The sequence below is a fragment of the Colwellia psychrerythraea genome (assembly GCF_000764225.1).
Lineage (GTDB): Bacteria > Pseudomonadota > Gammaproteobacteria > Enterobacterales > Alteromonadaceae > Colwellia > Colwellia psychrerythraea_D.
This window is the reverse complement of the sequence record NZ_JQED01000053.1, coordinates 1-20,988: the sequence shown is the minus strand read 5'-3', so window position 1 is coordinate 20,988 and position 20,988 is coordinate 1. Positions and strand designations below refer to the sequence as shown.

Sequence of the window (20,988 nt, the reverse complement as noted above, 5' to 3'; positions counted from 1 at the left end):
CATTCTAGAAAGGTAAACCTAAGGAATAATTGATATTTCAACAAGATATAAGCGGTAATAACAAGGTTGACAGAATTTACGAGACTTATTATTTAGACTTTGTTCATTGCACTGTTTAGCAATGGACGTAGATAAATGTCATCCACTCGTCTATTAATCAATACGCCCCGCCAGTAAACCAGGGAATTTAAGCAATAGCTTTGCTTGCCATGCTAATTCAGACACGCCTGACTCTTTGCGTGGCCTAGGTAGGTCTATAACACTCTGATGAATTATGCGACTTGGAGAGTCACTCAAAAAGATAATGCGGTCAGCTAAATAAACAGCTTCTTGTAAGTCATGAGTAACAAACACAACGGTAGTGCTCCTTTGTTTGCACAAATCCATTAATAGCTGTCGCAGTCGAGCTGCAGTTGGCGCATCGAGGGAGTTAAAGGGTTCATCTAATAACAACAGCTGTGGATTAATAGCAAAAGCCCGCGCAATACTTACCCGGCGTTGCATGCCACCAGAGAGTTGGCTAGGGAAATAATCCCCTTCATTTGCTAAGCCAACTTGCGCTAACAAATCATCTATTTTATCAAACTGATCAGCTTGCAATATCAGCTCAATATTCTCTCGAACCGTAAGCCAAGGCATTAACCTTGGCTGCTGAAAAATATAACCAAGTTGTTGCAGCGCATCTTTATTTGTATTGCCCTCTGTATTAGCGCTTTCGTTATAAGAAATATGTTGTCCCGAACAAGTTTCAAGACCACTAATCATATTGAGTAAAGTTGACTTGCCGCAGCCAGACGGGCCAATGATGGCAACAAACTCTCCTGATTTCACCGTAAAATCCAACTGCGCCAATACTGTCTGTTTACTATTGGCGTAAGCTTTATTTTTAATTGCCACACTTAGTTCAATCAAAGCGGATTCCTCTGGCAACAAGTTTATCAAAGGGTTTAAAAATCAACGCTTCGATGAGTAGAATAATCACAACAAAAACTAAGGTATAAGCAAGAATTCCGGCAATATCAAAGAATTGAAATAAAGTATTTAATGCAAAGCCAACACCATCACTTCGCCCTAACAATTCAACTACTAGCACAATTTTCCAAATCAAAGATAAGCCCGAGCGGGCCGCAGCAATGATGAAAGGGTATAGTTGCGGTAAAAATACTCTAAAAAAGGTTTTACTAGGAGATAATTGGTAAATTATTGCAACTGCTAATAAATCTTTATCGACCGCTCTAGCTCCTTCTCGTATCATCACAACGACCGTAGGTATCTTATTAATGACAACAGCGGCAATGGCTGCAGACTCAACTAAACCGAACCAAATATAACAAAGTAAGATAGTCACTAAAGCCGGAATATTAAGCATGATAATAAGCAGTGTATCACTCAGTTTATTAATCCATGCATTAACCCCCATCATTATGCCAATAATGCCACCCAGCAGCATCGCTATGATAAAGCTCAGTAATACGCGCCTAAGCGTGAGCACAATATTAGTTACCATCTCACCTTCGTAGAAATGAAACTGTACGCTGTTAATCACAGCAAATAATGAAGGAAAATCAGGGCTAGCAATAATCCATGCCAAGCCCTGCCACAATGCAGCGATTGCGATAATAACGCCGAGCCGTAACAATAGAAATGCAAACAATTCCCTTGAAAATATCATGGTGCAAGCGCCTTTGTATAAAGGAATTTTGTTTAAATAGCTTTTAGATGTCGCAAGCTTATCGCAAGGAAGTGGCTTCATTGAAGACCCTTGCTAGAACTAGAATTACCCAGCCTATCGTTTCGCCAGAAAGTTCCATCGCTTAACGCCGTCGCTTTACCCACCAAAGCACTTCCCCCTTGCTCAGCGAGAATATCAAAAACCTGCTGACTAGCGGCTAGCTCCTTGTCTCCAAATTCACGTAACACCCCTGCACGATAATCTTTTTTCAAACTGTTAAATACTTCTGTATTTTCAGCTTTGATCAAGGAACGAATACGCTGCCATTCGTCATCAGACGACAATAATATTTGCTTGGCTTCAAGTGACGCTTGCAAAAACCGTGTTATCGCCTCGGGATGTTCATTAGCCCATGCTTGCTCAAAGACCCAGCCTAACAAGGGTATTTGAGTATCAATACCAAATTCGGCAAGCATTTCAGGCACAGTCACTAAGGTTTCATAACCTGCAGCTTTAAGTCTAGCACCATAGTGCCAAAAATTAATTGCCGCATCTAAATCTCCACGCAGCATTAACCTATTTAATAATGGCGGAACGGCATAAGTAGGCTTAGATTGCTTATTTAAATCAAGTCCAAATTTTTGTTGACTATAGGCTTGCAATAACAACCAACTTTTATCAACTGCTCCGCCGGCAATCCCCACTTTTTTCCCTTTCAGATCGGCTAAAGACTTAACGGTAGAAGTAGCCGAAACATAAAGCCCGCCAGTCGCCATTGAGGTTGGGTACATGGTATACATTCTCTGCTCAAACCGTTGACGATTCACCCAAAGCCAATCACTGAGGATGATATCTACTGCCTTACTTTGTAGGGCAACCGCAGAAGCATTTTTGCTGGCTAATGCCGTTACCCTTAAGTCGAACTGAAACTTTTTGTCGAGTTGATGATGTTTAATGACATCAATCTCCCAATTAACCGTGCCGTACTTTAAAACGCCAACACGCACTTCAGGTTGCGCAACAACTTTAGAAGATAAGAAAATACAAACTAACAAGCCGATAAACCATTTACTCATACTTTTTCCTATTCTACTTATTCTGTTTAATTTCAAGTCCCGCGCAAACTAAACCTTCGCTAAAAGTTGGCGCTTACCCCAAAATGAATCGCGCGCGGTTGGCCACCAAAGAAGCGATAAGAACCAAACGCATAATCAGCACGACTAGCATATTTCTCATCGGTTAGGTTCTCAATGCGGGCAAACAAGTTAACATGACTAGTTAATTGCATTGCTGCGCGTAGTTGCCACAAGTCGTGCCCCTCATACTTATGCTCATTTGCTGGGTCTAAGTAATAATCCCCCATATGTAGCCATTCTAGTTCAAGGCTTGTACTCGTCGTTGGTAGCCAGCGCAAACGTGTATTAGCTAAATGTTTAGGTGCGGTATCAATCTCATTACCTTTTACAACGCCACTACTGGGACGGTCAAATTCATACTCATGATCGCCATAGCTGTAATTAACCGCCAGATTTACATTATCGGTGATATCGTAGTTAACACCTAGCTCAAGCCCTTGGTGTGAGGTTTTACCGTCAGTAACATTAAGGCCGTTTGCATCGCGAAAGAAAAAATTATTTTTTGTCATAGTATAAATAACAGCTTCATACTGAAGTTTGTCAGTTATGCCGCGTAAACCAATCTCAGTACTATTAATTTCTTCTGAGTCTATTTCCCCGACCACTTGCTGATTTTGTAAACGATATAAATCTGTCGTTTGCGGCGCTCTAAAGCCTTGCGACCAAGTGCCAAACAATGCGGTATCAGCAGCGAACTGATAATTAAAGCCAAACTTAGTACTCGTATTATCAAAGTGATCATCGCTGTCACTCGGTCTAAGATACAAACAAGGGACCGCTTCACCTGAGTTATTAACACAACTGCTGCCATCCGCTTTACTCGTGCCGTCAGCAATTAAATTATTGTAACGATACTCAGTGGCATCAAAACGGATGCTCGCGGTTAACTTTAAAACATCGTTCGCTTGCCAATCACCTTGAATATAAGGCGCTATCGTTGAAGCCTCAACCTCATAATCATAATGTATGCCCTGTTGTCGTGCTTTGCCAAAACTAAAGCTATCGGGCTTTTGTTGTGTTTGGGTTAGCTCTCCTTCAGTCCATTCAGCATCAATCCCCATAACGAATGCTAGGTTTGCTTCTATTTGCCAATAATAGTTACTGGTGACGCCAAGACTATAGTGGCCATTTTCTTCTATCGCTTTTGATGGTAGGTAATGCTGGCGAAATTCCATTTGATTTACCCGAAAGTACGGGGTAATACTAAAGTGTGTTTTAGCGGTTAATAAACGTTGCCAGTTAGTGGCAATTCGCAACGATGACCACTTACGATAGGCGTCATCATCACAATTTTTTTCCATGGCATCACGGTCTTTATAGAGGTTTTCATCTGCATAGTCAGAGCTAAAACAATCGCTACCGTTGTCTCGTGAAGATATAAAACCAGCAGTATCTTGGTCAAGTACAAAGCCTGATATAAGCGTGCTAATTTTATCAGCTCCTTGCTCATAGTCATGTCTGCCATTAACTTTAAATGAGGTAAAACCACTATCATCTCGATAGCCCTCTTCTTCAATAGCTTGGAAGTTACCACTGACAGCATGCTGATCCATTTCCCGACCCAGCGTGCCTTGCAGTTGTATGCGCTCATTTGGGCCAAATAATAATGAAACATCACCCTCATCACTAGGTGCTTTGGTTAAAACATTAATGACGCCATGCACGGCATTAGAGCCATAAACAGCACTAGCGGGCCCTCTAATCACTTCTATTTCACTTGCTTGAGCAAGGTTTAGCTCTGATAGCGCATTATTATTGGCAAAACCTGCAGAACGCGTGGCAATACCATCTTCGAGAAATAAAAAAGCACCTGCAGCACCTGGTCCTGTTAACACAGGAGATCGCACCGAAGGCAGTGATTCCATACCATTATTGCTTTGAATATGAACACCTGTGGCGCGATTGAGTATGTCACCTGGCTGAGCAGCGCTAACGCTATTGATATCTTCTGTAGAGATGCGATCAACATTACCAGCAAAACTCAACAAGTCTGAGGCTTGTCGACTGCCAGTAATGACAATAACTTCATTATGGGATGAATTGCTGTGCTCAATTTGTTGCTGATCATCTGCCATTGTTATTCCACTATAACTGGTTAGTGACAAAGCGCAGAAACAAAGGCAGGCAGAATAAGGTTGTTTATACATCGATTTAATCTTACAAGAGATAAAATACATACCCTAATCCTATTCTGACTGCTGCAACAATGCTTTCCTCCTTTAGTATGACAACCCTCGTCTTTTAGTGAGTGCCGTTGCAGCAGTTCTTTAGCAATTCAAATAAGTTAAAATTGATAGTTTAGACTTACGCTGATAGCGCGTGGTCTTGATGGGCCGACAAAATATTCATCAAATTCCGTATCTGGGTATAATTCACCTAACACTTCATCGGCTTCACCGTAGGTACCAAAGGTATCAAATTCGCGGTCAAATAAATTATCCACTTTGGCAGATAAACGCAATTGCTCATTAATTTGATAATTAAAATAAATATTGGTAACCGAATAACCCGGTATTTGTTTATTTTCATTTGATTCATCACCACGATAATACGATGAAGAAGCATATAAAAATTCAGTGCCGACATTAACCTGCTCGTTGACCAACCAATTTATATGAAATTTAAATTGGTTTTGAGGCTGCCCTGGAATTTCATCACCCGGGTTAACTTGTCTGTTTGGCCCTAAAGGATTCACTGGACTAAAAGAGACAAAAGGTGATTCAAATGTCGCTTTTAAATAATTGTAACTCCCACTAAAATCAACATCACCAACTCGAGTAGAAAAAGCAAGCTCTACTCCTTGTCGTTGCGTTTTATCAATATTGACAAAATATCCTTCGTTTGATCTTTCACCCGCTTGCTGAAAGATAATGTCTTGAAAACTCAAGGTTGAAAACACTGTGGCTAACGCTGAAAATCTTTCATTATCGTAATGTAAAGATGCTTCTGTTGTTTTGGCAACAACTTGCTCAAGTGGAGGATCGGCCACAAAAGCATTGGGTAGTTTGCACGGATCTTCTTCATCAGCACAACTCAATTCAGCAGGGCTTGGTGTACGTGAAGATTCACTGTAACTCAACTTAACTGTGTATTCTTGATTCAGCTGGTAGTTAACAGAAATAGCGGGATTAAAACGATGAAAAACATGCTCACCGTTAAGTGAACCTTTGCCTGTCTCTATTTGATCTCTCATGCTCACATCAGTGTAGTTGTATCGCCCAGCTAGGTTAAAGGTAAAATTTTCCCCAAAGGTCGTCGCATTTAAAAAGTAAAGGTGTTGCTGTTGCGTTCTCACCTTTAAATAGACACGAGATTCACTATCATACAAACCGATGCCGGTTACCGATCTGTCATCATCGACGGTTTCATTATGAAGTATGCCAAATTGGGTATCGCTGTTAAAACTAATTTGCGCTTGATCTACGCCCAAACCAAAAATAAATTCATTATCAATAGCGTAGAAAGAGTCAGAAGCGTCAAAGTGACTTAATGCAACCCATTGCAACGCAGCACCATAACTTTCATTATCCGTGAAGCCAGTATTTAAGGTACCATCGATATCATCTGCATCAATATCAGTTAGTTCACTTAACCAAACATCTTCATCATAACCGACAAAATGAACGCGTTCTAAAGAGTCATCTTCTTCCTCTTCACACAAACTATAAAGCGAACCTGACTCACACTCTTCATAATCACTGTCATCACCATTTAAGCTGTTGATTTCGTTTTGACGATAATAAGCATTTGCCTGCCATGACATTTGCTCGTTAATCACATTGTCGGCTTTAATAATAAACTGCTGAAAACTGGTATCTGTTTTATCCGGTTGGGTATAAATGGCACTCCTACCCGCTAATCCAGCGAGCTTTTCTGGTACAGCGCCATTACCAAGCATCTCGTTATTATTGGCAGAAAAAATTAAGTCTATGGTGCGAGCTTCACTGGCATAAGTCAGGGTTGCAAGCATCTGCTGTAATTCACTTTCAGAATGATCTCGCCAACCATCTTCTTGATACTTATTAGCAATAACATAATAACCCCAATGGCCCTTATTACCGCCAGATTGCAGGGTATATTGTTGTTGTCCGAAACTACCAAAACGAGCTTCAACTTCATTTTGTGTATAGCTAAAACCATTTTTTGTCTGTAGCGCCAGTGCGCCACCTAAGGTGTTTTGACCAAACGCTGGGTTTGAACCAGAGTATAAAGCGACAGTTTCTAGCGCGGCAAGAGGAATTAAATCCCAGTTAACGGTATCACCGAAGGGTTCATTAAATCGAACGCCATTTAGATAAACAGAAATCCCCTGAGGTAAGCCCAATAATGGTGAAGCGGTAAACCCTCGGTATTGAACATCAGGTTGAAAAGGATTATTTTGCACGTCATTTATATGCAAACTGGTCAGCTGGTTTTTCATATGTTCAGCCAGAGAGATGGCTTGTGATTTCACCAATGCTTGCGAATCGATTGTTTGTACACTACCAAAGGCACTGTAATCACTTACCATAGAGGTAGACAGTGGCGTTTGACCGTAAACATTGATTTTTTCAATATCTGGTAAATCTTGCCCTAAAACAGGCAAAGTAATAAAAAAACATATAGAGGCTGGGACGCGTTTCATAAATATTCCTGAGATGATTATTAACGCTGATAATGGTGTAGTCTTCGTTAAAAATCAATCAGAGCGAAACTCGTTACAAAGCGATAAAATAAAAATAAAACTATACATTACAACAAGATAAAAAATTACAACTTAATCATCATCATGCTAAAGTATGAGGAATTTACTCCCCTATGTTTATCCCCTTATCCAAAGAATATCTAGATAAATAATGCCCAGTCATACATAGACGCAGCGTCGCGAATGATACTAAAACGCATGCTATCTTGTCAGAATAGCTCTTTTAACAACGGCTGCAACTCGTACTTCTTTGTTTGAATTGGCTAAGGTTTCCTTTACTATCAATGGAAAAATCACAACAGTTGCTGAACAAGCTATAAAGTTTATTTCGACTTTTTTTAACGCGCGACTTTAGCGTTGAATAGTTAATGTTATTGCGTGCTGCATAATCCTTTTGAGATAGTCCTTCTATCTCAATTGCCATAAGAAGATCAGCATCTTCTTTAGGTAAACCTTTAATAAAAGGTAAAACACATAAGGACAACTCCTTGATGATTTGAGGCTCTTCTTGCTGATACCATAAGTCCTCAGCAGTTAACGCTTGTCTTTTATTATTTTGACGATAAAAATCAATTATGGTGTTATTAGCGATTTGAAAAATCCAGGATTTGATTTTTTCATTGTCCTTAATTGAATGAAGACTTTTGTGAGTTTTAATTAAAATATCCTGTAACAAATCATCGACATCATCAGGGTTTCCTACTTTACTGTGCAAAAAAGATTTCAGGCTAGATTGATACTCTGTCCATATATTCTGTATATTCAATGTATTGCCCCCAGGTGATTAAACAAAAACCAACCTATCCATAATCAATGATAAATTGGTAATTTTATATCGAGTAATTAATCGCAACAACTTGTTGAAATGCAAGCATTAGCGACAATATCTTTATTCTCAGCCAGATAGGTATTAGTCAAATAAAAATCACTGAAACGTTCAACAAAGTCATTAGCCACTGAGCTTTCAGCAAGACCGGTTGCCAATAGTGCTTTTTGCCAAGCTTGTACTTTAGGTAAACCACACAAAAAGTCAAAACCACTATGCTCTTTAATAATTGCAGCGCGATGTAACAAAGGCAACCAAGCAATATCAACTTTACTTAATTCATCGGATTTGAAAAAAGTTGTGTCACCCGTCAATTTTTGCTCAACCTTTTCAAACGATTTTATAAAGTTAGCTGTACGCTCTTCAAAAGTGCTTTTGCTTTTGCTTTTGCTGCCCATTGTTCCACATTGAGTTAAGTAGTGTTTTGCTGCCAGATAACTCCAGGCTCGGTCTATTGCCTTATCTTCATTTGATAAATTGGACTCTAAATCACCAAACTCATCATCTATGTATTCTATGATTGCGTCTGACTCAAATAACGTGCTGCCATTTTCAGTGACTAAAATGGGTACTTGGCCGTTAGGTGAAATATCTAAAAACCATTGTGGTTTGTCATTAAGGTTGATGTACTCAATCTCATAAGGAATTTTTTTTGCTTCCAGTGCAGCAGTCACACGTTGAACAAATGGACATATTTTAAAACTAACTATTTTAAGCATTTTATTGACTTCTTTTTTAATGGAATTACCTATAAGACGCAATAGTGCTTAAAAAGACGAAAATTTTTAAAAAATATACTGAGAAATACCAAAATTGAAGGACTTACTTTACTAATATTGAGCAGGTAAACAAAGCTAACGAGTATATTAGCCGTATTTATAGGTGTCATTGTTAACTCCCCTTATTACTTGGTTTTGTTCTCCTCCCAATAAAATAACGTCAATCAAACAATTAATTTTCACTTTCAACACCATTTATCTTAAAAACATTGACCTTCCTATCGTGGTAAGCTTTAACCTCAGATTAGTTCTACTAACCAACTAAAATGAGATGGCTATGAATACGACTACACAACTTAAAATTGACGGTTTAACCTGTGCTTCATGTGTAGGTCGTGTTGAAAAAGCGCTAAACAAAGTTATTGGCGTGACTGAGGTATCGGTCAACCTCGCAACGGATACCGCAATTATTCAAGGGACGGCAAGCCAGAATGAATTAATTGAGGCTGTTATCGAGACTGGTTATCAAGTGCCTGTAAAAGTAAGGCAATTTGGTATTGGAAAAATGAGCTGTGCATCTTGTGTGAAGAGAGTCGAACAGGCATTACTAAAAATCACTGGCGTGGTTAGTGCGTCTGTCAATTTAGCCACCGAACACGTACAAGTAAAGACTTTATTATTTGTCTCCGAAGAACAACTAGAGCAAGCCGTAACGCAAGCGGGTTACCACTTTATCACTTTGAAAAGTGACAAGGTGACAACGCAAGTCAGTCAGCACCAAGTTTTTTATGAAAAAGCTTGGTGGCCCGTATTAGGCGCCGCTCTATTTACTCTGCCCTTAGTGTTACCTATGTTAGGCATGTTAATTTCTCAACAATGGATGTTACCACCTGTGTGGCAATGGCTGCTTGCTACACCTGTTCAATTCTATTTTGGCGCTCGTTTTTATCGTGCCGGCTGGGGGGCATTAAAAGCTGGCATTGGCAACATGGATCTTCTAGTCTCCATCGGTACTAGTGCAGCTTACGGCCTCTCGTTATATTTGTGGTGGAGTTTTGATAGCCCTCATGGCATGCCGCACCTGTATTTTGAAAGTAGTAGCGCAGTAATAACCCTAGTGCTGCTAGGTAAGTATTTAGAGCACAAAGCTAAACGTCGAACAACGGCTGCACTTAGAGCGTTGGAAAATTTAAAACCTGTTGAAGCAACCGTACAACGCCTAGGGGACTGGCAACAAGTACCTGCTTCTTCAGTACAATCAGGTGAAAAAGTCAAAATAATGCCAGGTGAAAGAGTCTCTGTTGATGGTGAAATTTTGCAAGGAAATAGTCATCTGGATGAAGCATTGATCAGTGGTGAATCAATTCCGGTAAGTAAAAAAGCAGGTGATATGGTCACGGGTGGCTCACTGAACTTAGACGGCATTTTGGAGATCCGTGCCACGAGCGTTGGCACCGAATCGACCTTATTTAAGATCATTGAACTCGTAGAACAAGCCCAAGGCGCAAAAGCCCCCGTACAAGCCATAGTAGATAAAGTCAGTAATATCTTCATTCCTGTGGTGTTAGTCGTCGCACTTAGTACCTTATTAGTAACTGGCTTAGTATTTAATGACTGGACCAATGGCATTCTTAATGCGGTAGCCGTGTTAGTTATTGCCTGCCCTTGCGCACTTGGCTTGGCAACCCCTGCAGCCATCATGGCTGGCACAGGAACCGCTGCCAGGTTAGGCGTATTAGTTAAAGACGCTGTGGCCTTAGAGCAGGCAAAACAAATCGACTTAGTGGTCTTTGATAAAACAGGCACGTTGACCCAAGGTAAACCTGTTGTAAATGAGATGATGGTCATTAATGGCAATGAAGAAGCAGTATTACAGTTCGCCTATTCCCTACAAATAAACAGTGAACACCCATTAGGGAAAGCCGTGGCTGAAAAAGCATTAGCCAAAGGGACATTACCAATCGCTGTCGAGGAGTTTCAGGTTGTTGCGGGTTATGGTGTCAAAGGTAAGACCGATGACAATTTGCTCTTGATGGGCAGTAGTCATTGGATGCAAACGTTAGGCGTAAAACTACCAAGCGATCAAATAAAAATAGTGGGCGCTTCTGTTTCTTGGTTAGCAAGTCAACGAAATGATCAGCTAACAATACTTGGCCTATTTTGTTTTAGCGATAAACTCAAGCCTGACGCGCTACCTGCGGTTAGGGTATTGCAACAACAAGGTATCAAGGTTGCTATGCTTACCGGTGACAACCAAGCTAGTGCAACATCGGTAGCGACAGCTTTGCAGTTAGATGATTTTAAGGCTGAGGTACTGCCGGCAGATAAAGCTAAATATATTCTGCAATATCAAGAGCAAGGTTATCAGGTAGCTATGGTTGGTGATGGCATTAATGATGCTCCAGCGTTAGCACAAGCAGATTTGGGCATGGCAATGGCATCGGGAACTGATGTTGCAGTTAGCGCAGCTTCTTTCACGCTAATGCGTAGTAAGCCAAGCTTAGTACCCACAGCATTGCTCATTGCAAAACAGACTTATCGAAAAATACAGCAAAACCTTTTTTGGGCCTTTATCTTTAATACGGTGGGAATTCCACTTGCGGCCTTTGGTTATCTTGACCCTATTATTGCAGGTGCAGCGATGGCATTTAGTAGTTTATTTGTAGTCAGTAACGCATTGTTATTACAGCGCTGGACACTTAAGGAGAAATAACATGGATAAACTTGTCACCATTGGCAAAGCCGCTAGTTTAACAGGGGTATCAGCCAAAATGATCCGCTACTATGAAGAAATTGGCGTGTTGAAAGAAGCTAATCGCACTGCCTCAGGTTATCGACTTTATAATCAAGGGCAGTTGCAACAACTGGGCTTTATCCGTCGTGCGCGAAATTTAGGCTTTTCCATGACAGAAATTCAGTCACTGCTCAATTTCTGGCTCGACACTGATAGAGAAAGTCGCGACGTAAAGCAATTAGCACTGAGTCATTTACACGAGATAAATGAAAAAATAGTGGAGCTAGAGCAAATGAGAGAAGTATTACAAAAACTCGCTGATAAATGTGATGGTGACGATAGCCCTGACTGCCCTATCTTAGAAGGATTAGCTCAATTTTCATCTGAATAAAGCCGGAAAATTAGAGGAATAAACCGGATATTGCCACTTCAAACTAACGTTAAGCGTGTAATGATGAAAATAACGGGGTTGAGGTTAAGTCGCCTAGCTCTAGCCATTCGGATATAAACTATAATCAAATATAGACACTAAAAAAGGCCTAACTAAAAACTAGAATATTTATTGTTCTTAAACAACTTTCAATCAAAGTAATTATTTTACTCTTGGTTTTATTCTAAGTTTTTGTTATTGCTAATTATACAAATAAACGTAAAGGGATTACTTATGGTATTAACACAAACGGATACGAAAATATCAGTTGATAAACAGCAAACTAAACAAGCATCTAATGCCGCACTAGCTTCACTGTTAAACCTTACTTTTTTGCCTGGTATTGCCTTTATTTGGTTGATACTCACTATCAAGAATATGCCTGCCAACGGCATCGGTTATTATCACGCAAAATTAGGCATAAAACTTAATATTATTGCTTTTATTGCACTCGGTATTGTTTCAGCCTTGATGGTAGTCTTAGGGGGCTTTCATTCTGCTTGGACATGGGTTTATGTCATTACCTATTTTACCTTTGTCCATACCATATTTATTGTCATAGCCGTTTGGGCGCTGACACGTTCTTGGTCTGGATTACAATTAAGGTAGTTTGAAGTAATCATTTTTTACTGGGAAGATTCTAGCTCAGCTAAACAGCAAAAGCATTTGATAGAGTTTTCCGCATCATAGTTTTACGCTCACGCTCATCTTGTACAGATAATATATAGAACAAAACACAGTACCATTACTCCTTAAAATTTAAAATGGCAACCTATGGTTGCCATTTTAATGAGAGCTGATACTTGCTGAATAATTTACATCGACAAATCTTCACGTTTTACGTAAACATTATAAGAAACTGATTTGAAGTGCGATGACCACCTGCTTAGTAATTCTTTAGCCTTTTCTTTGTCACCTAAATGTTTAGCTAACATTTGACTAAATTTAACTTCTGGTGGTGCCATAGCTCCATAATTCATATAAGGAATAGCCAAATTCATTTCCATCTTTCCGTTAATACTCTCATCCCAAAACCAGTTATATGGCCAATTTTCACTTTTAGCCGCATCACTGAGGGCTTTTTTATCTTTTGCTAGCGCCGCGCTATGGCCTAATTTAAGTCGGTAAGTATTAACACCAACATATTTGTATTTCACATCGGCCGGCCAATGACTATTTTTAAAATCAGCTTCAGAGCGACTTCGTTCATAGTGCGCAACATATTTACTGACATTTTCCTGCCAGTTTTCTGAGGCTTTTGACTTGATATTCCATTGACGATAATCGTCAAGGTCTGACCAAGAATCACAACATGCACGCACTAAATAGGCATTCATTTTGGGGCCCATATCAGCCTGATACACTGACCATTTACGAGGGTCATCCATTGATTTACGGTAGGCAACATGTTCTTTGAACGCTTTTTCAAAATCAGCAGTTTTCCCCGCTTTAGGAAAAAACACCCACATAGTGGTGATGATTTTGTCTAACTTTTCTTCTTCTGCATATACCGGCACAGATACACAAGTCATCAGGAAGATGAACAGCGAAAAATAAAATGATATAACTTTTATATTTTTAGTCATGGGGGCTTCCTTTGTTGGTTATTTATCCATGACAACTGCCAACAACTTTATGGAATATGGATAGGATTACGAAGTGATAGTATTGTCTCAACGTCTAAAAAGCGTAGTAAATTAATGAAACAAAAGCCATGTAAAGTGCCGATAAGCAGGCAATTGTAATAGCTAGGAAAGGTGACGATTTCTAATGAATGCCTTGCAACGGCTGTTAAGCTATTGTGATATAGGAGTAATTAATTATCTCAGAAGATACAATAGCGAATAGCAGAATTAACATAAACCAAGCATTAACTATCGTGTGCGGATAAAGACTTAGAGACAATCATAATATCCAAAACATAATAAAGTGACTCCCAACCCCAAGGTTGGCGACCCAAATTGTGAAATATCATGCCTGTAGCAATATCTTCTGCAGAGAACTGTTGCTCATGCTCAGCAAAATAACGGGCAGCTTTGCCCATATCAGCATCAGTAAGTAATGTGGTCATAGCGCCAATGCCTGAGTGATAAGATTGGACTAAAAGTATATCAAAGAGTGTTTGTTTTTTTGTTTTCTCAAGATGGCCAAAGACTGTGGTAAATACCGGTTGAAGGTTTCTACTGAGCATCACGTATAACCGCACAGCGCAATCTACTTGCGCCATACGATGTTGATAGAAACGCTTATCAATACCACAATCATTAAGCACCTCTGGTTTTAACTGCAACATGCCCAAAGCATTGTCACTTGAACGGGCATATTTTTTGGCACCGCTTTCAATAATTAATTGGGCGACAAACAACCTCAATGATAAGGTATTTAAAGACACCGATAACTGCGAATGTCGGTGTTGAAACATTAAACCAACCAATGCTTCCAAACTAATTGGCTTTGACTCTGTTCCGGCCTTAACACCATCCCAAGTGCCCCATACTTTCGACTTTGGCGCTTTACCTTTTACTCGATTAATCGACGCATCAATATCAACCCACGGCTGATCACAACTTAGTGCAAAGGGATACCCCATGGTAGAATCACTACCTTCAATCCAGCGATTAACCTTATTATTTCGGTGTAATTGCAAACGAATTTTATTTAACTTTTCTTGTGTCGCTTCACTGGTATCTTCATTATCCATCCAGGTTAAGAATTGACCTCGCTGGTCAAAAAACACATGCCGATTAGGGAGTTCACAATAACCATTCGACAGTAGTACCCAGCGGCGTAACTCGGCCAATTTTTTAGACGCCCCTTTACTAAAAGAATAAGGCGTATCGCGAATAACTTGTTTCCAGTCTGAAGTTGGCGCTGCAATAATTATTGCACACCAGAATAGAAAAAGTATTGGCAGCGTATACTTTATTTTCACGATAGTTAACTCACAAAAACATACTAATTTTTTGCTAAAATAAAGAGCAAAACGTAGCCAACCGTTTTTACTCTAATTGAAGCACTGATTTTATAAATGAGTGTCACAATTCATCTAAAGGGTCATATAGCCTTTTTTCCTTGCGAACACATTCTTTTTGAGATTTACCCACCATATCTGAGCATTTAACGGCTTCTTTAGCTTTCTCTGAGCTATTTTTATCTTCACCATCCATCGTTTTAAGCGTTGCAGCGATTACATATACTGCTGCATCGGTAGCATCACATTTACTGTTATTCGATGGATGATTAGCATCGAGGCTTACATGTTTTTGTGAATCCATACAACTGGAGCCTATCGGAATAACACAGCCACTCAAACTCGTTAAAAAAACAATATAGATAATCCTTCGAAACATAAATATTCATCCTGAATGTTGCATTTATATCAGCCCCAAGAAGGAGCAAGTAATGGTTTACTAAAATGTGGAGTACAGCCGAGTATTCAGTCCGCAGTCGCACCTGAACGGGTTATTTTGTGCTTGATTTATCCCAGATGTTTTTACCTGATTTCAATTTATATATATGATGCACACCTGACAGGGTCATGATTAGACCACAGAAAGCCCAAATATAGTTGCCCTCTTGCAAGCCCATAATTAGGCTAAAGATAGCAATAAAAAAATAAATATCTGGCCAAACATTGTTAATCTCCTTATCTAAAAAACTTGATATGCCTTTAAAACTGGGGAACTACATTATCCCTGTTTGTTTATTTTTTCTGTGTTATTTTCAACGGTAACCTCAATTTGTGACTATTTAGAGATATTCTCAACGTCGTTCAGCATCCAAGTCTTGAACCACTCTTTAGTTTCAGGACGGTATAGGCGGAACAGGAAGAACCAATCTTTAGCGTCTGTAGCACTCTTTGTGGTCACCCAGTTAGCTTCGAAGCCTTTGGGCACTTCGTCTAGATTAGGAGCATAATATACATCTACAGAGTCATCTGCGTTCTTCACCATCTTATCTAGGTCTTTAGTAGAAGCACCTACACGGTCTACACCACGATTGAAGTTCTTCGTTTCCATGTTGTACACGATAGCTGACCAGAAATCTTTCGCCGGTACATCAGCAGGAACATTTAATTTATAAGTGTCATTGCCGTTAAGCAGATTACCATCACTGTCACGTAGACCTGTTAGGTAGAAAGTAGCACCACCAAGTTTACTCGGTAGAAACGTTACGTAGAAGTATGACGCTGCACGTTTGTCTACCAGAACCTCTTCTCCATATTCAAATGGAAAACCCATCTGAGCCTGTTCACCAAAGTTCCAGAATGACCACTCTGATAGTTTATTTCCATCCTTAACCCATAAAGGAGCAACAGTTTGACCCTCAGTGGTGAACCTCTTCTGCATATATGAGTAAGCAAGTTCGAGCCCTTCAAGTGCAGCTTTCTTCTGGCTTGGCGTTGGATTAAATTCTTTTCCTTTTTTGATACCTATGCTTTGTAGCATAGAGTAAACAGCACGGTCTTTTTCACGTACTGGGTTATTCTGCACAACATCATTAATGTCTTCGATAAATGTCATGTTGTAATAGGGCAGACAGTCGTACGGCTCGTTGGTAAGATCCATGTATTGGGTCGGTTCAATGTCACCTTCGATAGCTTCTGCTAGCGAGTATACTTTAACACCTTTAGCGTGTTTACCCGCATCGACATGAGTTGCACCGTTCAAGAGTGTTGGACGGAAAGAATAAGAGGCGTCGTGACCATCCATATTGGGTACAATAATATAACCTTTTGCTTCAAGGGCTGTTGCTGTACCGTATTTGCCGTCATATTTTGGTGGTAGAAACAGGTATTTTCCGCCCTTACCTTCGTCAGCACCTTTAGAGCCAACATCAATCATAGGTACGTGCCAAGCAGAAATGAAAGAACCAAAATAGTCAATTTTATAAGTCATTGGTGGTACTTCAACAACCATTGCACCTTTGTTAGTAGAGATAGAACCCCAAGCGTATGCTGTAGTGTCGTTAGCTGTTAAAAAGCCTTTATCTGAGCCAAATGGCTTCGTCACATAATTAACTGTGCCATAGTCACCCCCAGCACGTTTAGTCGCTTTAATGAAGTCAACTTGAGCTACAGCTGGCATGTAGTAGATAGCGGCCTGAGTAGCACGTTGCACCATAATGTCATACTCGATATTTGTGTGCTGTTTGGAACGAGCTAGGATATTCCCTGTATCGTTAAAATTTTTTCCTGTAGGCGTTAAAGCTAAAGAGGCAGCAGACATTAACGTAGCAGCGATAGCAATTAAACTAAGCTTTGTTTTCATAGATTTTGTCCCACAATTTATTTAAAGAAAATGAGCAATAACGGCAAAGACAAGCGCCATGGTTTTCAACACCGACAAAGTCGACTATAAATTAAACTAGCAGTAAAGTTAATTATATTCAATACGTTAAGCATGTTGTTCAAGTTGATTAGTGTGTTAGCGAGAATATTACCGAGAGCCTCAGCAATATCTAATGAAAACAATTACGTATTATTATGTTTGTGAAAGCTGATACTCGAAAAATATTGTGCCTTTATCTTCACTTGAACTTTGCATGAAACCCAATTTGTGAAGTAATTTAATTGAAGCAACATTGTCTGTCGCTACACCAGCAATTAAACGAGTTATTTCATTTTCAGAATCAATGAAATCAATTAACCCTTTCAATAATTCAGTTGCGTAACCTTGACCCCAATAGGATTCGCCCAGTAAGTAGCCTATATGGGTATCACCTCTATTTTCAGTTGATAGAAATACAAAGCCAAGAGTCTTACTTTCGCCTGTTAGCTGCACAATAAACAAACGCCCCTCAGACATTATTTGTTTTAACCACTCTTGAGCTGACGGAGTCGAATTAACGTTCTGAAAATATGGAGGGAGATTTTCAACGACGCTAGGAGTTAATACTTGCACAACTGAAACTAAAAAATCAGAATTTTGGTTGCTATTAAGAATTTCGTTAATCTGTAATCTTGAAGTTTGGTAACTAAAACTCACTCTAGACTCTCCATTTCAATAACAAATATAGACATAATCTAACTATAGAAGGTGTCCACTAAAACGTCGGGACTTCATTGTCCGTTTAATTGCCTTGTTCTATTTTTATATGAAAGAGCTAACGACCACAGAGTTTCCATCACATTCTGCATCACTTAAATCAGTATTATAGCTCTTAGGATAACCAAAACTGCCATCAAAACTGGGCGTTCCCTTTATATCTCCAACATTTTCAAGCATATTTTCAAACATTTGCCTAATAGTTGAGTAATGGGTATTTTCAACGTCTTGAAATTGATCAAATTCAAGAACATAGATCGATAAGATAGAACCATTCACTACCGTGATTTCAACAGGAGGAAATGGATTGGCTGATGGGCAGTCATTCATTGATGAAAAGTACGTAAAAGTATAAGACTCAATGCCTGAAGCTAGCCAAATACTTCTATTTTTTTTAATCAGATTAATCGTAGTTTGAAGCTCTTTTTCTGATGAATCATCATCGCATCCCTGAATCATAAATAAACATAAGAAAATTAAAAACTTTGAATTCATACTCTATCCTTGTTGGAAAACATATCCCCCTAGTTAATGGGCTTTTTATAGTTTGCTAAAATGTGAAGCGTAGCTGAACCGAGCAAACGGTTAACAGTCCTGTCGTAATTGGCTTGTTAGCTGAATTTACACAACTTTTTCCATTATATAATTAGTAAGCACTTGACCGCGAATTTTTACTTGTTGCTTTTTAACCTTTTTAAAACCGAAATGCTCAAAAAATGGTTTTGCAGTAATACTTGCATGAGAATATAAGCGATTCATACCTTTCTTTTGCCCTACAGCGAACAGTTCTTGTATTAGGGCTTTACCAATACCTTTACCTTGATGATTCCAATGACAGAAAAAATGGTCGATATAACCATCATCTTGAATATCGGCATAACCTACAATTTCGCTATCTAAAACAGCTACAAGAGGATTAATAGAGCTAATTCGTTCATGCCAGTCAGATTGGTCATAATCATCTGGAGCCCAAGCTTGAACCTGCACTTCAGAATAATCTTTAATATTCACGTTTCGGATTGTATTGAAAAAGATATCCCTTAAAGCTGATTCATCACCACTTTGAAACTTTCTGATTGTAAGCACTGATACCTCCTAATTCTGCTAACGTCCACATTAAGCGGACTAAAATGGTGTGACAAACTTGTTGAGGAACGAAACATGGCACATTGTTTTAGTTGATTTTCCCTCGATAAATTGACATTCTCCACTTCAATTTACTGCCAATTCATATTCTGCAGGTGTTTTATATCCTAAACTCGAATGTAGTCGTTGTCTATTGTAAAAGTAATTCAAGTAACCTTTTAATTTTGAAAGTAATTTATTCATCTATTCAAATTTATTGACTCTGAATATGTCAGCTTTAAGCGAATGAAAAATGGTTCAACTCCTGCATTATCAGTACAACAACCGGGTCATTTCATACTGGCCGTCATGTTATGTTTAACTAAGAACTTTTGCACTATATGTGCTCGATACTCAGCGCCTCTGTCAGTATGAAATAACACAGGTTGGGTAGGTTTGCGCTTCTTTATTGCTAGCTGTAGTTATTATAAAAAATGCACTAACAGAACTGAACTCGGATTTATTTATAATCAAAGAGCTTTCCCCCATCTTAACTGTGAAAACTCCGGTATTTCTACATTAAGTAGCATTCCTTGATAAAACTGACTTAACACAAATATACGAATTAACCAATGGTTGGCAATCTAAACAATTTAGGTATGTACCTTGCTATTTAGAAAGCTATATTGGTTTCTTAAACCTAGTCATCGACCCCAATACACCATCACGTCTAACTATGCCGTGAAGTAATGCTGCACCGATGTGCAAGACCAATAACCCCATTAGTGAATATATGCCTAATTGATGGATTGATCTTAAATTTTCAAATAAAGCTTGGTTGAATTCTCGGCCACCGTTTATGTTAAAATTGCCAAATACCAATACTGGAAGTTCATGAAAATTTGCCGCTAAATAACCGCTAAAAGGAATTACAACAAGCAAGATATAAATGGCGTATTGCACCGCGAAAGAAGCTCGTCGCTGTATATTGCTAATATTTTGTTCAGGCACTGCATCTTTTTTGATAAATCGTTTATAAATTCGTATGGTGACAAAAATACTAATGAGCGTTCCTAGACTTGAATGCCCTACCAACATTACCGTACGTTCTTCATCGGTAATGGCTTGAGCAAAACCAACAATGCCGAAAAACATTAGTAGTACTAGAGTGGCCATAAGCCAATGAATAATTTTATAACCCAAATCAAATGACTTTCGATTGGTTGACATAGTGTATTCTCCATAAAATTCTAAGGTAGTGATAAAAGTATGTTGCTAATTATGAGTGTTCATTCATAATAAATAATTAACCCATTTATCAATTTATTGTTTTTATATATGAACAATGACCTCAATCAAATTCAAATTTTTAGTCACGTTGCCCATTATTTAAGTTTCACAAAAGCCGCAAATGCGCTAAATATTGAGAAATCTACGGTGAGCAACAAAATAAGTCAGCTTGAAACCCATTTAGGTATTCGATTATTTGAGCGCACCACACGTTCAGTTAGGCTGACAGAGGCAGGTAAATTGTATTTACAGCATTGCTGCATATTCTCATGCATCGCGATCACCTAATACCATCTAAGCCGATCACCTAATACCATCCATCGCGATCACTCAATACCATCGATGCCGATCACTTTTCGGTCAAAATGGTATTGAGTGATCGGCT

General features: G+C 39.1%; 19 protein-coding genes and 1 pseudogene. 4 read left to right on the top strand and 16 right to left on the bottom strand.

Translation table 11 applies throughout. From position 1 onward, the window contains the following. Nucleotides 1–153: 153 nt before the first annotated feature. From ND2E_RS04045 to ND2E_RS04075, 7 genes are all read right to left on the bottom strand, one after another. A complete protein-coding gene (locus ND2E_RS04045; RefSeq protein ID WP_033095265.1) occupies nt 154–912 on the bottom strand; it encodes an ABC transporter ATP-binding protein in 759 nt (252 codons plus the stop codon). After that, nucleotides 905–1,753 carry an ABC transporter permease gene (locus ND2E_RS04050; protein WP_033095264.1) on the bottom strand — a complete coding sequence of 283 codons (849 nt, stop codon included), beginning with the start codon at nt 1,751–1,753 and terminating at the stop codon, nt 905–907. The genes ND2E_RS04045 and ND2E_RS04050 overlap by 8 nt, the downstream gene beginning before the upstream one ends. Then, nucleotides 1,750–2,748 carry an ABC transporter substrate-binding protein gene (locus ND2E_RS04055; protein WP_033095263.1) on the bottom strand — a complete coding sequence of 333 codons (999 nt, stop codon included), beginning with the start codon at nt 2,746–2,748 and terminating at the stop codon, nt 1,750–1,752. The genes ND2E_RS04050 and ND2E_RS04055 overlap by 4 nt, the downstream gene beginning before the upstream one ends. A 59-nt stretch (nt 2,749–2,807) precedes the next feature. Next, nucleotides 2,808–4,883: a TonB-dependent receptor gene (locus tag ND2E_RS04060; protein WP_223303679.1), complete on the bottom strand. Its 2,076-nt coding sequence runs from the start codon at nt 4,881–4,883 to the stop codon at nt 2,808–2,810. A gap of 209 nt (nt 4,884–5,092) precedes the next feature. Continuing rightward, nucleotides 5,093–7,432: a TonB-dependent receptor gene (locus ND2E_RS04065; RefSeq protein ID WP_033095261.1), complete on the bottom strand. Its 2,340-nt coding sequence runs from the start codon at nt 7,430–7,432 to the stop codon at nt 5,093–5,095. 283 nt (nt 7,433–7,715) lie between these two features. Beyond that, nucleotides 7,716–8,258, bottom strand: coding sequence for an RNA polymerase sigma factor SigZ (sigZ, locus tag ND2E_RS04070; protein WP_033095260.1), 543 nt, complete (start codon nt 8,256–8,258; stop codon nt 7,716–7,718). Nucleotides 8,259–8,335: 77 nt separating this feature from the next. Further along, nucleotides 8,336–9,037: a glutathione S-transferase family protein gene (locus ND2E_RS04075; protein WP_033095259.1), complete on the bottom strand. Its 702-nt coding sequence runs from the start codon at nt 9,035–9,037 to the stop codon at nt 8,336–8,338. Nucleotides 9,038–9,374: 337 nt separating this feature from the next. Between ND2E_RS04075 and ND2E_RS04080 the strand changes: the two genes are divergently transcribed. From ND2E_RS04080 to ND2E_RS04090, 3 genes are all read left to right on the top strand, one after another. Further along, the gene (locus ND2E_RS04080) at nt 9,375–11,750 is read left to right on the top strand and encodes a heavy metal translocating P-type ATPase (protein ID WP_081962098.1); all 2,376 of its coding nucleotides are present in this window, start codon (nt 9,375–9,377) and stop codon (nt 11,748–11,750) included. 1 nt (nt 11,751) lies between these two features. Continuing rightward, complete coding sequence (gene cueR, locus ND2E_RS04085) at nt 11,752–12,162, top strand: Cu(I)-responsive transcriptional regulator (RefSeq protein WP_033095257.1); 411 nt, start codon at nt 11,752–11,754, stop codon at nt 12,160–12,162. Between the two features lie 273 nt (nt 12,163–12,435). Continuing rightward, nucleotides 12,436–12,810, top strand: a complete 375-nt coding sequence (locus ND2E_RS04090) for a hypothetical protein (protein WP_033095256.1) — start codon at nt 12,436–12,438, stop codon at nt 12,808–12,810. A 206-nt stretch (nt 12,811–13,016) separates the two neighbouring features. Here ND2E_RS04090 and ND2E_RS04095 read toward each other — a convergent pair whose 3' ends face one another. From ND2E_RS04095 to ND2E_RS04125, 9 genes and pseudogenes are all read right to left on the bottom strand, one after another. Beyond that, nucleotides 13,017–13,787, bottom strand: a complete 771-nt coding sequence (locus ND2E_RS04095; RefSeq protein ID WP_033095255.1) for a hypothetical protein — start codon at nt 13,785–13,787, stop codon at nt 13,017–13,019. Nucleotides 13,788–14,071: 284 nt separating this feature from the next. Further along, complete coding sequence (locus tag ND2E_RS04100) at nt 14,072–15,133, bottom strand: hypothetical protein (RefSeq protein WP_033095254.1); 1,062 nt, start codon at nt 15,131–15,133, stop codon at nt 14,072–14,074. Between the two features lie 103 nt (nt 15,134–15,236). After that, nucleotides 15,237–15,476 carry a hypothetical protein gene (locus ND2E_RS0121910; RefSeq protein ID WP_033095253.1) on the bottom strand — a complete coding sequence of 80 codons (240 nt, stop codon included), beginning with the start codon at nt 15,474–15,476 and terminating at the stop codon, nt 15,237–15,239. A gap of 471 nt (nt 15,477–15,947) precedes the next feature. Then, nucleotides 15,948–17,471 carry a DUF1214 domain-containing protein gene (locus tag ND2E_RS04105; protein WP_033095252.1) on the bottom strand — a complete coding sequence of 508 codons (1,524 nt, stop codon included), beginning with the start codon at nt 17,469–17,471 and terminating at the stop codon, nt 15,948–15,950. A 213-nt stretch (nt 17,472–17,684) separates the two neighbouring features. Next, a complete protein-coding gene (locus ND2E_RS04110; RefSeq protein WP_033095251.1) occupies nt 17,685–18,188 on the bottom strand; it encodes a GNAT family N-acetyltransferase in 504 nt (167 codons plus the stop codon). Between the two features lie 105 nt (nt 18,189–18,293). Further along, nucleotides 18,294–18,743 carry a DUF6174 domain-containing protein gene (locus ND2E_RS04115; protein WP_033095250.1) on the bottom strand — a complete coding sequence of 150 codons (450 nt, stop codon included), beginning with the start codon at nt 18,741–18,743 and terminating at the stop codon, nt 18,294–18,296. A 126-nt stretch (nt 18,744–18,869) separates the two neighbouring features. Beyond that, nucleotides 18,870–19,334, bottom strand: coding sequence for a GNAT family N-acetyltransferase (locus ND2E_RS04120; RefSeq protein ID WP_033095249.1), 465 nt, complete (start codon nt 19,332–19,334; stop codon nt 18,870–18,872). A gap of 126 nt (nt 19,335–19,460) precedes the next feature. Then, nucleotides 19,461–19,795: pseudogene (locus ND2E_RS22805) on the bottom strand (IS3 family transposase); the annotation flags it as partial. Nucleotides 19,796–19,994: 199 nt separating this feature from the next. Continuing rightward, nucleotides 19,995–20,543: a cytochrome b gene (locus ND2E_RS04125; RefSeq protein ID WP_033095248.1), complete on the bottom strand. Its 549-nt coding sequence runs from the start codon at nt 20,541–20,543 to the stop codon at nt 19,995–19,997. 108 nt (nt 20,544–20,651) lie between these two features. Between ND2E_RS04125 and ND2E_RS23645 the strand changes: the two genes are divergently transcribed. Continuing rightward, nucleotides 20,652–20,891, top strand: coding sequence for a LysR family transcriptional regulator (locus ND2E_RS23645; RefSeq protein WP_081962097.1), 240 nt, complete (start codon nt 20,652–20,654; stop codon nt 20,889–20,891). Nucleotides 20,892–20,988 lie beyond the last annotated feature (97 nt).

Bases quoted from the DNA above. Each gene is read 5' to 3' on its own strand.
- ND2E_RS04115 (WP_033095250.1), bottom strand. From the start codon at position 18,743: ATGAATTCAAAGTTTTTAATTTTCTTATGTTTATTTATGATTCAGGGA.
- ND2E_RS04065 (WP_033095261.1), bottom strand. From the start codon at position 7,432: ATGAAACGCGTCCCAGCCTCTATATGTTTTTTTATTACTTTGCCTGTT.
- ND2E_RS04125 (WP_033095248.1), bottom strand. From the start codon at position 20,543: ATGTCAACCAATCGAAAGTCATTTGATTTGGGTTATAAAATTATTCAT.
- ND2E_RS04080 (WP_081962098.1), top strand. From the start codon at position 9,375: ATGAATACGACTACACAACTTAAAATTGACGGTTTAACCTGTGCTTCA.
- ND2E_RS04095 (WP_033095255.1), bottom strand. From the start codon at position 13,787: ATGACTAAAAATATAAAAGTTATATCATTTTATTTTTCGCTGTTCATC.
- ND2E_RS0121910 (WP_033095253.1), bottom strand. From the start codon at position 15,476: ATGGATTCACAAAAACATGTAAGCCTCGATGCTAATCATCCATCGAAT.
- ND2E_RS04090 (WP_033095256.1), top strand. From the start codon at position 12,436: ATGGTATTAACACAAACGGATACGAAAATATCAGTTGATAAACAGCAA.
- cueR (WP_033095257.1), top strand. From the start codon at position 11,752: ATGGATAAACTTGTCACCATTGGCAAAGCCGCTAGTTTAACAGGGGTA.
- ND2E_RS04055 (WP_033095263.1), bottom strand. From the start codon at position 2,748: ATGAGTAAATGGTTTATCGGCTTGTTAGTTTGTATTTTCTTATCTTCT.
- ND2E_RS04050 (WP_033095264.1), bottom strand. From the start codon at position 1,753: ATGAAGCCACTTCCTTGCGATAAGCTTGCGACATCTAAAAGCTATTTA.
- ND2E_RS04060 (WP_223303679.1), bottom strand. From the start codon at position 4,883: ATGGCAGATGATCAGCAACAAATTGAGCACAGCAATTCATCCCATAAT.
- ND2E_RS04075 (WP_033095259.1), bottom strand. From the start codon at position 9,037: ATGCTTAAAATAGTTAGTTTTAAAATATGTCCATTTGTTCAACGTGTG.
- ND2E_RS04105 (WP_033095252.1), bottom strand. From the start codon at position 17,471: ATGAAAACAAAGCTTAGTTTAATTGCTATCGCTGCTACGTTAATGTCT.
- ND2E_RS23645 (WP_081962097.1), top strand. From the start codon at position 20,652: ATGAACAATGACCTCAATCAAATTCAAATTTTTAGTCACGTTGCCCAT.